The organism is Ruegeria lacuscaerulensis, from assembly GCF_013031245.1.
GTDB lineage: Bacteria > Pseudomonadota > Alphaproteobacteria > Rhodobacterales > Rhodobacteraceae > Ruegeria > Ruegeria lacuscaerulensis_C.
The window spans coordinates 1-14,882 of record NZ_WPZL01000051.1 but is presented as its reverse complement, the minus strand read 5'-3'; the positions used below and the strand labels follow the sequence as shown (position 1 = coordinate 14,882).

Sequence of the window (14,882 nt, the reverse complement as noted above, 5' to 3'; positions counted from 1 at the left end):
ACGACCGCAAAAATCGCCAATAAACTCTTGCAATGCAGGAGCCACCCACAGATGCAGTTGAGCCAAAGGTTCGATCTTCTCGGCTGATCCCGAAACCTGCCATTCGGGCTACTGGAAGGATGCGCCACTTTCAGAAGTTTCGTCGCTCGTCACGGCATTCGGATGACGCTCGACAGGGATTTTGCGGCCCGATGTAAATTTTACGGCGTTTGCTTTACACTTCCGCCAGGATGCTCCGGGGAAGTGAACCTCACGAATGACCGACGCAAAGCCCAAACGCCACCTTGCCGCCATTCTCGCTGCTGACGCAGAGGGATACTCCAAGTTGATGGGCGAGGACGAGGAAGGCACACTCGCTGCGATGACCGCCCATCACAAAGACCTCATCGGCCCATGCATCGCCGAGCATCGAGGTCGGCTGGTAAAGACCACAGGTGATGGACTATTGGTCGAGTTCGCGAGTGTCGTGGATGCAGCGCGGTGCGCAGTGGCGGTTCAGGAGGGCATGCGAGCCCGAAACGCCAAAATGCCCGAGAACAAGCAGATTCTGTTTCGAATTGGCATCAACCTCGGGGACGTGATCGCGCAAGATGACGACGTCTTCGGCGACGGTGTGAACGTCGCGGCACGACTAGAGGGTTTGGCCGATCCCGGCGGAGTCTGCATTTCGCGAGCGGCTCGCGATCAGCTGCGCGACAAATTTGACTATCCTCTGCAGGACCTGGGCGAGGTCGAGGTCAAAAACATCTCTCGCCCTGTTTGGGTGTTCAAAGTGCTCTTAGACGGCAGCCCACCGGCAGCAAGCAGTCGTCCGAGTCGGAAGTTGCTTTGGCGCGTGTCAGCCGCCATTGTGATTATCGGCCTACTTTTTGGCGGTGGTCTATTGTGGTGGCATCAAGCCGGGTCGACCGATCCAGCCGACGCAATTTCGGCGTTATCCGACAAACCATCAATCGCTGTCCTTCCCTTTGACAATCTGTCTGCTGACGCGGAGCAGGAGTATTTCTCTGACGGTGTTACTGAGGACATCATTACCGATCTGTCGAAAATTTCCGGGCTTTTAGTGATCGCACGGAATTCGGCCTTCACCTATAAAGGACAGGCAACGAATGTTCGTCAGGTCGCCGAGGACCTGGGTGTGCGCTATGTGCTGCAGGGCAGCGTCAGGCGGACCGACGAGAAGATACGGATCACAACACAGCTCATAGACGCGGCCACCGAAGAGCACCTTTGGGCCGAGCGCTATGATCGCGACGTCACAGACGTGTTTGCAGTTCAGTCCGAGGTCGCGCGGCAGGTGGCAAGAGCCCTGTCGGTAACGCTGAAAGCCAACGAGAACGAAAGGCTGTACCAGAAGTACACAACGAACATCGACGCCTACGATGTTTTCTTGCAGGCGCGCCGCACTGTCGATGTGCCAAGCAGGGACAATATCCTGCGCGGCGAGAAACTCTTTGAGCAGGTGATAGAGTTGGACCCGAATTTTGCGGGCGGTTACGCCGGGCTCGCCTTCAACCTCTCGGTGCAGGTGCGTTTCCAATACACAGACACGCCATCAACCCACCTGTCACGGGCACTAGAATTTGCCAGAAAGGCAATTGAACTCGACAGGGATTTTGCGTGGGGGCACATTGCTCTGGGAGGCGTGTATGTCGCCAGCGGCGACGCAGATGCAGCCGTCGACGCTGTTTACCAAGCACTTATCCTCGAACCTAATGGCTACGAGGCTAACCTCTTCATGGGTTTCTATCTCCAGTTTGCAGGGGACGCCGCAAGTGCCGTGGACTATCTGTTGATCGCCAAACGTCTTAGTCCCGTGGAGACATACCGGGATGTCTCGTTTCTGGCTCTGGCGCAATTCATGAACCGAAACTACGAAGAGGTCGTGCGCCTTTGGACGAAAACATCTATTAAGCCGAGGGGGCAGGTTCAGATTTTTTTGGCGGCGGCCTATTCGCTGCTTAACAGGCCAGAAGAAGCCGCTGCGCTCGTGGAGCAATTTTTGGAAACAAATCCAGATTTCAATCTAACGGAATGGCGGTATCTTGAAACTTGGAAATCCGAGGAAAATCGGACGAGGATGTATGAAGCGGCGAAAGCCGCGGGGGTCCCGGAATTTCCCCGCAAAAACTAACCTGCCAACAGCAACGTGCGGTAAATCGTTCTCAACGGGTAGATCCGGAAACTGACCATGCAGAAAGGTCAATGGGCCGAAGCTCGCGGCCCTTAGCGGACCCTGAGAAGAGTTATGAGCGCTGCAGTGCGGTTCCCCAAAACCGGTCATTCGATGTAAGTGCAAAAAATAGGGTCAGTCGAATTCAAGAACTGCGGATTTTTCTGCCGAAGAGTTTAACTGCGCCACTGTTCGGTAGCCAAGGGTTCGCGATGAAAACGCTCTATTGGCTGTAGGAAATCCTAAGCCAGAGCATACAGCGATCCTAACGCAATCCGAGACAGCCCTTCATTCAACATGTAAACTTCCGTAGAGATCCTTCAGGAAAGACAGGGGAGAAGTTGGCATGTGGGATGTTGGCGACTGGCTCGCCGCACTTGGGTTGTCACGTTATGAGACCGCGTTTCGCGAGAACGACATCGATTTGGACGTCATCTCTGGACTCACATCTGACGATTTGCGTGAACTTGGGGTGACTTCGATTGGACATCGTCGAAAGTTGCTCAATGCAATCGATGGCTTGGGCAAGAAGGAGGACACGCAGTTAGCACCCGGCCCAACTGACGCCGAGTTGGGAAAGACCCCCAGCTCTGACGCCGAACGCCGACAGCTTACGGTTATGTTCGTGGATCTCGTGGGCTCCACCGAGCTTTCCGCGCGACTTGATCCGGAGGATATGAGCACTGTGATACGCTCTTATCAGAATGCCGTTGCAGGCGAGATTGCCCGCGTAGAAGGCCACGTGGCGAAGTTCATGGGAGATGGAATACTCGCCTACTTCGGTTGGCCCCGCGCCCACGAAGATGAGCCGGAACGCGCCGTACGAGCGGCGTTGTCGATCATTGCAACGGTTTCCCGCCTTACTGGGGACGAAAAACCTTTGGCCTGTCGTATCGGCGTGGCAACTGGACTCGTCGTCGTTGGCGATCTCATCGGTGAGGGTGCAGCCCAAGAAGAAGCCGTGATTGGAGACACGCCCAATCTGGCAGCGCGGCTCCAATCCGTCGCAGAGGCTGGGCAAGTGGTTGTTGCAGACGCCACACGACGATTGATTGGAGACATCTTTGTTCTCGAGGCCCTTCCGCCCCAGGTACTCAAAGGTATCGCGGGACAGACTCCAGTCTTTGCCGTGCAAGGCGAGCGGACGCTGGCCAGTCGGTTCGCGGCCCGCCAACATGGAGAGATGTCACCAATTGTGGGACGTGATCAGGAACTGGCCTTGCTCATGGAGCGTTGGCGCCAGGCTGAAGCGGGCGAAGGCCAGGCCATCCTGGTCACGGGAGAGGCGGGGATAGGCAAGTCCCGGATCGCAGAGGCGCTGGTCGCATCCATTGATGAGGTTCCGCACACACTTCTACGGTATCAGTGCTCACCCTATCACGCTGACAGCGCACTGCACCCTGCGATTCAACAAATCACGCAGGCTGCCGGATTTGAGGCTAAAGATAGTCTCGATCAGCGTCTGGACAGATTGGAAGCCCTTCTTTCACGTGCCAACAACAAGGCCGCCAGTCTCGATGAAACGGCGCAACTCTTCGCCGAGATGATAAATCTCAACGGAACCAAACGTTATGGCGCATCAACTCTTTCGCCTCAACAACGTCGAAATCGCACACTTGCGGCCATGGTTGAACAATTGCGGGGCCTTGCGCAGCAACAGCCGGTACTTTGGTTGGTCGAAGATGTGCACTGGATAGACCCAACGACGCTGGAACTCATCGAATTGGCGCTTGATTATCTCGCTGAATTGCGGGTCCTGCTCGTCGTCACGGCACGACCAACATTTTCGGCGCCACTTGCCAGTCACCCCACCATGACCCGGCTCGCACTCAACAGGCTGGCTCGTGCGGCCACGCGATCAATTATCGAACGCGTTATCGAGGGGCGCAGCCTGCCTAAAAATCTTGTCGACGAGATTGCGGCACGCACAGATGGTGTTCCGCTGTTTGTTGAGGAGTTGACCAAAGCCATCGTGGAAACGGGCATGCTTGGAACGACAGGAAACGCCGATGACGCGGGCATTTCGCTGGATAATGTCGCTGTCCCGGCAACGCTGCATGACTCGCTGATGGCGCGGCTTGACAGGCTTCATGGCGTGAAAGAAGTCGCCCAGACGGCAGCAGTTATCGGTCGCGCATTTGACTATCAGACACTGACAGCAATATCCGAGCAGGACGACGCAACCCTGCAAGGAGCACTCGACAGGCTTGTGGCCGCCGAGCTCGTTTTTCGCCGCAGATCCGGCAAGGACGCAACATATCTCTTCAAACATGCGCTGGTGCGTGACGCAGCTTATGAAAGCCTTCTGAGAAGTCGCCGGGTGACACTGCATCACCTGCTCTACGACGTCTTGGTTGCGCGTGGAGACGCAGAACCTGAGGTTCGTGCTCAACACGCCGAAGCCGCGGGCCGTCGGGAAGACGCGCTGGAGGCCTGGGAGGAAGCTGGACGGGCGGCCGTCAAGCGCCCAGCTTTTCGCGAAGCCATTGCCGATTTCAATGCGGCAGTCCGCCTTTGTGGCGAACTTGGGAGCGATCCGCGCTGGCGCCGCCGCGAACAGGTTATCCAGTTAGAGCTCGGTCAGGCATTGATGGCCAGTGAAGGCTATCAAGGTCAGGCAACCGTGGCCGCATTCACCCGAGCGATGGAATTGGCGGACGAGGTCGGCGATGCCACTCTGCAGCTACCTGCAATCTACGGTCTTTGGGCGGCGCGGTACATAGCCGTTGGCGGTTCACCTGAATTGGCCGAGCGTCTTTCAGCTGTTGCACATTCCCGGCCAGATACGGGTCCACGCTTGATCAGTCTGCGCGCCTTGTCGTTGGAACGGTTTCACGCTGGACGTTTTCGAGAAAGTCTGGCTTTGGCAGAGCAATCTCTGGCTCTATACAAACCCGACGCTCACAACGATCTCAAGTTCCGATTTGGGCACGACCCGCGCGTTGCTGGGGGCAACTATCGCGCGTGGTGCCTTTGGCATCTCGGCTTCGCCGATCAGGCGGAGGAAGAACTTGAGAATACGTTGAGCTGGGCACGTGAGGTAGAGCACCCTAACACGACGGGTCTCGCTCTGTGCATGGGGGCCACGCTGGTCAATCTCTGGCTAGGTCGTGACGACGCGGCCGAGCAAGCGGCCAGGGAAGCGCTGCGAGTGTCGGAAGAGATGTCGCTCGCTCTGTGGCATGCGTGGGCCCTTATCCATTTAGGTGCAGCACTGCATCGACAAGACAAAGGTTCGGGTCTCGCGGACATCGAAGCGGGCTTCGACGAAGCACGGCGCATCGGGTCGGCCCGGTTTGACCCGATGCATCAATCTCTGGCGGCCGAGGCATATGCGAAGATTGGCGAACACGCCGCCGCAGCAAATGCAATGACACTGGCTTTTGAGGCTATGGCACAAAGCGAAGATGTCTCTGCCGCCGCCGAGTTGCACCGAACCCGCGCACAAATCAACCTTGCGGCGGACGCAAGTGCCCGAACCCTGGCAGAAACGGATCTGCACCGCGCAATCGAAATCGCAAGGCAACAAGAAGCGCTTGCCTTCGAGTTGCGAGCAGTTCGGGATCTGTCAGAACTTCTCGCTTTGCAGGGAGAACGCCACCAAGCTGCCGACAAACTTGCGGCGATCCTGAGCAAATTTACTGAAGGATTTGAGACGAGAGACTTCTGCGAGGCGCGCGCTCTGTTGCAGTCGTTTAGCTAGACCGCAGACTCAATCGCTGAAGTAAACTGTGCGGTACATAGCGGACAACGAATGGAATAATAATTAAGCTATTACAGAGTGAGTAAACTTCCGACTTCTGCAATGGATCTATGCTGGGTGCGCAAATGGCTGTGTCGCCGGTGCTACGGAGTTAGGAGAACTCATCCAGAAGCCGTTTTGCCTCGGTGAGATCCGGGGTGTTTTGCCCCTCGTTGAACCAGGCATAAATCGGGGCCAGCAACTCCTGAGCGTGGCCGGTTTCACCCTCGTCTCGCATCAGGCGTGCAAGAGCAACCGAGGTGCGCAACTCCCACAGTTTGGCATTCTGCTTCCGGGCAATACCGAGTGCCAGGAGATATGACTTCCTGGCGAGTATATTTCCGCCTAGACCGGCCCGTTCAGAGTCTCCGAGCATCCGAAAAATCTCGGCGTTGGCCCACCGTTCTGAACCTTGATCGGTCATGGTAATGACTTTGTCCCGCGCCTTTACCGCATGCTCATACCGGTTCACGGCCAACAAATTGCCGACATGATGGGAATAGAGGTAAGGCACATAAACATGCGTGTTTAATTCTTCGCATCGCGCCATGCCTTCTTCCATCAGATCGACGGCTTCTTCCGGTTGGCCCCTTGACGGCAACACTGCCGCAAGAACCAGCATTGCGATCCCCTTCCACATCACTAGCCCGTGTTCTTCTGCCAATTGGATCGCTCGGCGGCTGAATTCTTCGGCCGTTTGATGCTTGCCAAGCAGCCACGCCAGCATGCCGTAATGGGTATAGGCGTAGCCAATGGTGTTTGAATGACCCAGCTGTTCGGAATGCTCCGGAACGCCGATCATCTCGTCCCATGCCCTGCTTGGAAATCCACGACAGGCCAGGCCAATCGCGCGGTAACATCGTAGGCCCAGATGGGGACTCTGGCCGTACTGCCGTGTGAGATCCGGCTCGCGTTCCGGGTCGTACAGTTCAAGCACCCATTCGTAATCTCTCTCGGCCGTTTCAAAGGCACCGGTCATCGTTCGGCTCAGATAAAAGGACCGGGCGGACATGAACGAGTGATCCGGGTTGTGGTCGCCTGAAGCGGCATCGAACATTTCCTCGGCAATTTCGAGTGCGTTCGCCTGTTGACCACTGACATGAGAGATGACCCAATTGCCATAGTAGATCGGGAACCGGTGTGGTGACTCGCCAATGCTATTAACAAGGCGGCGCGCTTCGGCAAAACCGTCAACCGTGATAGGATGCGCGTAGCCACGCCCAGCCATGTTCGTGTGGTTGAGCCGCAGCAGTAGCTCTAGTTCCCGTTCCCTGTCACACTCGCCTTCCTTTGCACCGCGCACTAGGCGCAAGGCACTCTCGAAGTGGTTTACGGCTTCGCGGTGGGCCGGACGCGCAAACGCATCGTCGCCGGCCCGGGCCCAATACCGGATCGCCCTTTCCGTCTCGCCAGCCTGCTCGGCATGATAGGCGAGGATCTCTGGCTGTGCGTCGTCTTTTGCCTCAAGCGTCGTGAGCAGATCGGCATGAAATGTTTGGCGTCGTGACTTCAGAAGGCTTTCGTAGGCTGCATCACGCACCAGCGCATGCTTGAAAAGATAGTTGGCTTCAGGGGGCGTACCGCGACGGAACAACAGTTCCGCTTCCACCAGGCGATCCAGCGCCGCCGCGAGATCACCATCCGAGTGGGAAGTGATTGCAGCAAGCGTTTGGTAATCGAAGGTCCTGCCAATCACCGATGCGATTTGGGCGATCTCCTTGACCGGATGCAAACGATCTAGGCGCGCCATCAAACTGTCGTGCAATGTCGCCGGAATGGACAGTGCACTGAGCGGTCCCGTTAGCACATAGGCACCGTCCTCCTCACGCAATGCGCCGGATTCTAAAACCACCTTGGCAATTTCTTCTACGAACAAGGGGATACCATCGGTCTTGGCCGTGATCTCGTCGAGGACCGGATCTGGTAACGGCTTGCCCCCACCGACACGCGCCACAATGTTTGCAACCTGCGAACGGCCTAATCGATTCAGCATCAGGCGGGTAACAACGGGGTGACCGCCAAAACCATGATCGAATGTTGGACGAGCGGTCATGAGAACCAAGATGCGCGAATTTGCGACCGAATTCAAAGCCAGCTCAACGAGTTCCAGCGTTGTTGGATCAATCCAGTGGGCATCCTCGATCACGAAGCAAACAGGCCGCGCCTCTGCTAACCCCACGAGCTGATCGATCAAAGCCTGAAGCAGCCTTGAACGCAATTGTTCCGGGCTGAGGTCGGGCGCGCCGTAGCGCGTTTCCGCGTCAAGTGCCAACAAAGGAGCAATCAATGGTGCGTGGGCAGCGGTGTCTGACGTGCCTTGCCCCAACAGGGCTTCGAGCTTGTCGAGTCGCGTGTCGTTGTTGTCTTGCGCGGCGAACCCGGCAGACAAGCGCAGCTGCTGGATCACCGGATAGAGAGCGCTATCGGTGTGGTAGGGCGAGCATTGATACCGGATTTTCGTGTGATCTTGGTCTCGCAGTTCGTCGAATAGGGCTTGCGTGATACGCGACTTGCCAATCCCGGCCTCTCCCGTCAGCAAAACCATCTGGCCTTCGCTTTTTCCAGCTTGCCCCCATCGCTCCATCAGCAACGCCAGTTCCTGGTCCCGACCAACGATCTCTGACACAATCGCGGAATCTCGCCCCGCAAATCGGCTCTCCAATGTCCGCTCACCGACTACGGCGTAGGCGGCGACTGGGGCAGCCAGGCCCTTTACATCGTGCTGGCCCAGGTCGTCGAGTTCAAACAGACCACCAAGCAACCGACTTGTCGTTTCGGCCAATACGATTTGACCCGGTCTAGCCAGCGCTTGAAGGCGCGCTGCGAGGTTCGGCGTATCGCCCACCACTGCTTCTTCGCGCGCCGACCCCTCGCCGACAAGATCGCCGACCACAACCAATCCGGTCGCGATACCCATCCTTGCTGCCAAACGCGTTCCGTCCGGCGCGCTTAGACGCTCAATTGCCTCAAGCAATGCCATGCCAGCACGAACCGCTCGCTCAGCCTCGTTTTCGTGTGCCCTTGGCCAGCCGAAATAAGCCAGCGCACCGTCACCCATAAACTTGGCAACGTGGCCGTCAAGGCGCGTGATCTCGCCAGCAACAGCATTCTGGAAACCCCGGATCACTTCCCGCATTTCCTCAGGGTCGAGCCCTGCTGAAAGGGTTGTTGAGCCGACCAGGTCCACGAACATCACAGTCAGCTGACGTCGCTCTGCGGATTGATCGGACGTGGGAACCGGGGGAGCGCTCTCATTTATGGACGTTTCAGAGCTCTGTTGTACCAACTTGGCCGCATTCGCCAGAAACCGACGACGGGGCCCAAGCGGCAATCCCAGGTCTTTCAGATCCTGTTCAGTGACGTGGGGAATATCCAGCAGGGCGACCTCGTTTTCCACCAGCAAATCGGCATATTTCCCAAGTTCAAGCCGCTCCAGCCACCGTTTGAGATCTTCCGCCATTCGAGTCCTCCTGTGGACATCCTACCAGATAGCAAGGATTAGACGAGGTTTTGCCGATCGTGGCTCGGCCCAGCTTCCGTCGGGCTTTGTTCGGCGCGTAACAGATGGAAATTTCAGCCGACTTTGTTCGGCTCGGCAATCACTCTATGCAGCAGTCACGTTGCCACTATGTTCGCAATGGGCTCGCTGCTGACATCGGGCGCAGCGTGGTATGGCCTCTGCCATTCAATCCTTTGAACCTCGAATACGGCCCTAAGCCGCACCTAGGGCGATCGAGGAACGGCCCATAGCGGTCACTCGACCTATGTCTCAAATGCTGCGTTCGCAGCTCACATTGCCGACGCTCGCCGCGGCTGCAAAGTAGGCTCTTCTGGGACCTTGATGAAGCACGCCATCCAGCCGGGACAGCAAAGCCATTGGGTCTTTGGCTGGCCAAATGTGGTTAGCTCCAGGAATCGCGTTACCGTGCACATTCGTAAGACTGGTGGCAGCTTTGCTTGGGATTGTCCAAACATCCCAAGATTGCTCGCCCCACACCACGTGAACTGGCATTGGCAGCGTTTCGAGTTCAGCGGCAGTCACCGAAGCAAAGCGGTGCTTGGCACTGAGCAATGGGAACAACGTAGGATTGCATGACCAGGCACATTGGGGCAGGTTGATCGTTCAATCTGGAAGGAACTTCATGTCCGCGGCAAAGCCTACAAACCCGTGGCTCATATTGCTGGGCCTTGCGCTTGGCGTCAGCATATCCAACGCCTTTGGTCGCTTTGCATACGGCCTAATTCTGCCGTCTATGAAAAGTAGTCTTGGCTGGAGTCTCACTCAATCCGGTTGGCTAAATACGGCCAATTCGATTGGCTACATAGTGGGTTCGATTCTAACCCTGTTGCTGATCCGGCATATTTCGGCGTCGCGGTTATTTGCAAGCGGTACTGTGGCGACTGCACTGTGTCTTTTGGCGACCGGGTTTGATGAGAACCTCGTGTTTCAAACCGCTTGTCGTACCTTGGTGGGAATGTTCGGTGCCCTTTCCTTTGTGTCAGGCGGCGTTCTGGCGGCATCGCTGTTCCAGAGCGACGCCCGAAAGAATGCGTTGGCCATCGCCTTGTACTTTGGCGGTGGCGGTGGATTTGGCATCGCATTGTGCGGCGCAACTCTTCCGAGCATGTTGGACGTGTTCGGGCCACAATATTGGGACTGGGCGTGGATCGGGGTCGGGTTGGCAGCCCTGGTTATTTGCCCATTCTCGATTTGGGCTTCAACAAGATTGAACGAAACAGAACACGCCGCCGCGCTGCCTTCCATCCCCCCTGTGCGCAGAGTGCTTGGCGAACTCGGCGGCTATGCGCTGTTCGGTTTGGGATACATTGTCTACGTCACTTTTATCTCTGTCTGGATGAAAGAGCAGCATTCCAGTATCTTGTTGACTACTGCAACGTGGATGGTTCTGGGGTTCAGTATTATGGCCTCTCCTTTTGTTTGGCGCGGGGTGCTGGCTCGCTTTTCATCCGGAATGCCGCTGGCACTGATCCTGAGCGGTGTCGCATTAGGTTCGGCCCTGCCGATCCTGGTTCCATCCGGATATGGATTGATTATGTCGGCACTTGTGTTCGGACTGTCGGTGTTTATGCCGCCTACTGCTGTAACCAGCTTTGTCCGCCAGAATGTGGAACAATCGGATTGGGGTGCAACCATAAGCTTCTTTACCGTGGTGTTCGCCATCTCACAGGCACTGGGGCCGATCGGGGCCGGCGTCATCGGGGACATAACCGGAGAAATAGGGGACAGCCTAATCGTGGCCTCTGCGGTCTTGCTGGTGGGTGCCCTTTGTGCTGCGATGCAAAAGCCGCTCAGCCGTGAGGCGCAACGGTCGTAATCCGAACCACGCTCAGGTGCCGCGTTTCATTCACTACAACAAACTCAGTGGTTTCCGAAGCCGCAAATTTAAGCCCTCTGGTCACTCCTGCGCGGGCCTGCTTCAGGCAATCTCCTCATAGTGCGGGGTCCAGAACTTCGCATCTATCGCCGATTTCAAGTCATCCCCGGTGGATTTAGGCGCAACCCCATCCAGTTGTGCCTGTTGACCAACGGCAAATGCGATAGATTTGCTGACCTGGCGAATGTCCCTCACATCGGGCAGCAAGCTGGCGGTGCGATCGGACTTCGCGGGCGACAATGTGGCCAGCGCCTCGGCAGCGGCCATGAACATTCCGTCAGTGACACGGCGCGCGCCTGTCGCCAGCACACCCAACCCCATACCTGGGAAAATGTAGGAATTGTTGCATTGCGCGACATGGTGCGTCTTACCGTTGTAGGCAACAGGATCAAACGGGCTTCCGGTGGCAACCAATGCATGACCATCTGACCAGTGGATAATATCTGCAGGCACGGCCTCAATTCGCGATGTTGGGTTCGAAAGGGGCAACACGACGGGATGTTCTGCGTGAGTGGCCATCGCACGAATGATGTCTTCTGAGAACAAGCCTGCCTGCCCGCTCACACCAACCAAAATGTTGGGTTTGGCGTGATTAATCACATCCAGCAATGAAATTTCACCATCGGACCAGCTTCCCACTTTGGTGAGGGGTTGGACAATTTGCTTTTGGAACGGCAGAAGATCTGTCATCGCATCGGTTAACAACCCGTTCCGGTCCACCATATAGATGCGCTCGCGTGCCTCTGTCTCGGATAATCCTTGGCGGACCATGAGTTGCACCAGTTGTTCGGCGATACCCACTCCTGCAGACCCCGCCCCAAGGAACGCGATGGTTGCGTCCTTTAACGGAATACCGGTGACATCTGAGGCGGCCAGCAAAGTGCCCGCCGTTACCGCTGCCGTCCCTTGAATGTCATCATTGAAGGTACAGAGCTGATCACGATACCGCGCGAGCAAAGGCGCTGCATGTTGCTGTGCAAAATCCTCGAGCTGCAGCAATACATCCGGCCACTTACGCTTCACAGCCTGCACAAAAAGATCGACAAAATCGAAATAATCAGCCCCGCTGACGCGCTCATTCCGCCAACCGATATAAAGCGGATCTTCCAGCCGTTCCTGATTGTTGGTGCCGACGTCCAATACCACCGGAAGGGTCACAGACGGGCTTATTCCGCCTGCAGCGGTATAAAGCGAAAGCTTTCCAATCGGGATTCCCATGCCGCCCGCGCCTTGATCGCCCAAACCCAAAATCCGCTCTCCGTCGGTGACGACTATAGCTTCGACAGAGGGCAGGATGGCATTATCAAGTATGTCATCGATCCGGTCGCGCTCGGGGTATGAAATGATCAATCCGCGTGGATGGTCGTAGATTTCACTGAACTGCTTGCAGGCATCCCCCACAACGGGTGTGTAAATTATCGGCATCATCTCAGACAAATGCCGGACCAATAGAGCGTAAAACAAAACCTCATTGCTATCCTGCAGACCGCGCAGATAGATGTGCTTGTCCAGCGGTGTCTCTTCACGCTCAAAGGCGGCATAGGCCCTGTCTATCTGGGTTTCGAGCGTTTCGATGTGCGGTGGAAGAAGGCCCAACAACCCAAACTCTTCTCGTTCGCGCAATGAAAAGGCGGTGCCTTTGTTCAAAAGCGGGTTCGTCACGTACTGTAGGTTTGCAGGACCGGAATCGACCATAGGCTGTCCTTTCGGATCGGCACGCGCAGGTTGCACGCATCTGTCCGTCAAGGTCAGCATTATACGCCAATAAATGCAACGAACTTGCAGAGCCTTTTGACGCAACCTTGCCTGCGATTTCTCAGCACATCCGCTTGCTGGAGGCAGCTGGACTCGTCACGCGAACCAGGGAGGCGCATTTTCGCCCCTGTGTGTTGAACACAAAGCCATTGGAAGCAATTGCAAGTTGGACCGACCAATACCGGATCATCTTGGAAAATCGGTTTGATGCGATGGACAGCATTATCAGACAGGTGAAGGATAAACCAAATGAGCGAAGAGAAAAAATGGGTCCGGGCCGAGCGCGAATTTGATGCCCCGCAGCCATGATCTGGAGCATGTGCACAGGCCCCGAACTGTTCAAAGCACGGCATCTGGCACTTGGGGCTCAAACCGCACATTTGTGCTGTCGACACATGCGCGTTTCAGAAACCACTGGCCAGATCTTCGGCCTCATGATTACTTGCGCTCTAACCGGTAACAAACAGCCTGGAGGCGCCCAATGACCAGGCGACATAGCTTTCCCGAGGGACACTGGAATTGGCCGGTAAAACTGACTCACCACCATGCAGTGCGGGCGGGCGACATGGTCTTTACTGGCGGGCAGGTGGATTTGGATGCCCGGGGAACCGTACGAAACATCGGCGATCTGGATGCCCAAGTGCGTAATTCGATGGCCTATATGCAGGATCTTCTGACCGACCTTGGTGTGGATTTCACCGACCTGGTGCGGCTGGTTGTTTATTATGTCGGTGACGCGGGTGATGAGTTCCAGATGCTGAACCTACTGGCCAACATCATCGGTCATGAGGTTAAACCGGTAGTTAATCTGATCAACCTGCCTGAACTCTGCTATCCCGACATGCTGTGCGAAATCGAAGGCGTCGCTATGCGCGCTCCTGATGGCAGCGCTCTGCCCCGCCAGAATTACCATCTCAATGCCCAATCCCCCTTGCCTGAAGCCTTCTCGCATGTGGTGACATGCGGTGACATGATCTTTACCAGTGACATAACCGCCCGCTCTGCCGACGGGTCGGTCACCTATCCCGGCGATATCGTTGCGCAGACCCGATTGATGATGGAGCGTCTCTCCTGCGCACTTCATGTGGCAGGTGCGGGGATGCAGGATGTGGTCAAGGTCAACACGTTCTACCTTGGCGACGGCACGGCGGAAGATTGGGAAGTTTCGGCCCGCATCCGAGCCGATTATTTCCCTGATCCCGGTCCGACGCCCACCGGCATTCCCGTACCGTCCTTTCCCCACGATGGGTTGACCACACGCATCGCCGCGACCGCCTGTGCTCCCGGAGCGCGCCGCATCCGTCATGCCTGGCCTGACGGACATTGGAATTGGACCGCCGCACTGCCTTATAAACACGGAGTCGGCTCCGGCCAGCTTATCCATGTGGGCGGCCAGGTGGCGCTTGATACACAGGCTAATGTGCTGGAACCTGGCGACATGGCCGCCCAAACCCATATCGCCATGGAGAATGTTGCTCGCGTGTTGGATGAGTTCGGAGCCACTCTGGACAATGTGGTCAAAGTCACCACCTTCTATCAAGGCAGTGCCTCGGCCGAAGCGCTACACGAAAACCTGCTGATCCGTTCCAATTCCTACACCGCACCCGGCCCAGCCACGACAGGCATCCCGGTGCCCAATCTGGTCTACGAAGACATGGTGATTGAGATAGAGGCGATCGCGATGCTCGAGAGCCATACGGGAGCGTGAATTTTCGTCAAAGGATACAACGCCAAACTCGCTTAGATGAGGACGGCCCAAAGCGGATGAGGTGGGTGGCTCCTGCTCCACCGGCATCGAATGTGCCAAAGTGCAGTT

At 56.5% G+C, this 14,882-nt stretch carries 6 protein-coding genes; 4 read left to right on the top strand and 2 right to left on the bottom strand.

Going from position 1 to position 14,882, the window contains the following annotated elements; translation table 11 throughout:
- Positions 1-256: 256 nt before the first annotated feature.
- Both GOX66_RS24025 and GOX66_RS24020 read left to right on the top strand, forming a co-directional pair.
- Positions 257-2,134, top strand: coding sequence for an adenylate/guanylate cyclase domain-containing protein (locus tag GOX66_RS24025; RefSeq protein ID WP_170766218.1), 1,878 nt, complete (start codon positions 257-259; stop codon positions 2,132-2,134).
- Positions 2,135-2,519: 385 nt separating this feature from the next.
- Complete coding sequence (locus GOX66_RS24020; protein ID WP_170766216.1) at positions 2,520-5,876, top strand: AAA family ATPase; 3,357 nt, start codon at positions 2,520-2,522, stop codon at positions 5,874-5,876.
- Positions 5,877-6,027: 151 nt separating this feature from the next.
- Here GOX66_RS24020 and GOX66_RS24015 read toward each other — a convergent pair whose 3' ends face one another.
- Entirely contained in the window at positions 6,028-9,375 is a 3,348-nt protein-coding gene (locus GOX66_RS24015; RefSeq protein WP_170766214.1) for an AAA family ATPase, read from the bottom strand.
- Positions 9,376-10,057: 682 nt separating this feature from the next.
- Between GOX66_RS24015 and GOX66_RS24010 the strand changes: the two genes are divergently transcribed.
- Positions 10,058-11,251, top strand: coding sequence for a YbfB/YjiJ family MFS transporter (locus GOX66_RS24010; RefSeq protein ID WP_170766212.1), 1,194 nt, complete (start codon positions 10,058-10,060; stop codon positions 11,249-11,251).
- 102 nt (positions 11,252-11,353) lie between these two features.
- On the opposite strand, the gene GOX66_RS24005 is transcribed toward GOX66_RS24010, so the two are convergent.
- Complete coding sequence (locus GOX66_RS24005) at positions 11,354-13,042, bottom strand: NAD-dependent malic enzyme (RefSeq protein WP_336509527.1); 1,689 nt, start codon at positions 13,040-13,042, stop codon at positions 11,354-11,356.
- Between the two features lie 505 nt (positions 13,043-13,547).
- On the opposite strand from GOX66_RS24005, the gene GOX66_RS23995 reads away from it, so the two are divergent.
- On the top strand, positions 13,548-14,774 hold the full coding sequence (locus GOX66_RS23995; protein ID WP_170766210.1) for a RidA family protein: 1,227 nt from the start codon (positions 13,548-13,550) through the stop codon (positions 14,772-14,774).
- Positions 14,775-14,882 lie beyond the last annotated feature (108 nt).

Bases quoted from the DNA above. Each gene is read 5' to 3' on its own strand.
- GOX66_RS24010 (WP_170766212.1), top strand. From the start codon at position 10,058: ATGTCCGCGGCAAAGCCTACAAACCCGTGGCTCATATTGCTGGGCCTT.
- GOX66_RS23995 (WP_170766210.1), top strand. From the start codon at position 13,548: ATGACCAGGCGACATAGCTTTCCCGAGGGACACTGGAATTGGCCGGTA.
- GOX66_RS24025 (WP_170766218.1), top strand. From the start codon at position 257: ATGACCGACGCAAAGCCCAAACGCCACCTTGCCGCCATTCTCGCTGCT.
- GOX66_RS24020 (WP_170766216.1), top strand. From the start codon at position 2,520: ATGTGGGATGTTGGCGACTGGCTCGCCGCACTTGGGTTGTCACGTTAT.
- GOX66_RS24015 (WP_170766214.1), bottom strand. From the start codon at position 9,375: ATGGCGGAAGATCTCAAACGGTGGCTGGAGCGGCTTGAACTTGGGAAA.